This window comes from Oceanispirochaeta sp. M1 (assembly GCF_003346715.1).
Classification (GTDB): Bacteria; Spirochaetota; Spirochaetia; order DSM-2461; family DSM-2461; genus Oceanispirochaeta.
In genome coordinates this window covers 1-411 of record NZ_QQPQ01000159.1, presented here as the reverse complement: position 1 = coordinate 411, position 411 = coordinate 1, and the positions used below count along the sequence as shown (strand labels likewise).

Annotated in this window: 1 protein-coding gene and 1 pseudogene; both read left to right on the top strand. The window is 43.8% G+C overall.

Features of this window, described 5'->3' with window-relative positions:
• Window positions 1–152 (top strand): annotated as a pseudogene (locus DV872_RS27375) (IS66 family transposase zinc-finger binding domain-containing protein); the annotation flags it as partial.
• 78 nt (window positions 153–230) lie between these two features.
• Window positions 231–411, top strand: a 181-nt coding sequence (locus DV872_RS27370) for a transposase (protein ID WP_370446667.1), incomplete at its 3' end; no start/stop codon positions are given.

Genomic DNA, 411 nt, shown 5'->3' with positions numbered 1-411 from the left:
TCCCAAGAGAAAAAGTGCTGCATAGTCTAAGCATAAAAGAGAGAACATGTTCCTGCTGTGGTAAATTACGTCCGATAATCGGCTATGAAACATCAGAAGAACTGGAATATATTCCAGCACAGATTAAAGTGAAGGTTCATGAGCGGGAAAAGTGTGGTCCTTGCAACTGTGGAGACTTTGAGGATTCTGAAGAGGCTCCCATCATTACAGCAAAGGCTCCGTCCCGAATTATGCCAGGGAGCATTGCCTCTGCCAGTCTGCTGGCATTTATCATCACAGGGAAATATTGTGATTCTCTCCCTTTCTATAGACACGAGAGGATCTTTAAGAGGCTGGGTGTCGATATCAGCCGGACAAATATGTGCAACTGGACAATCAAAACAGCCTTAAAATGCTCAGATCTTATTGATC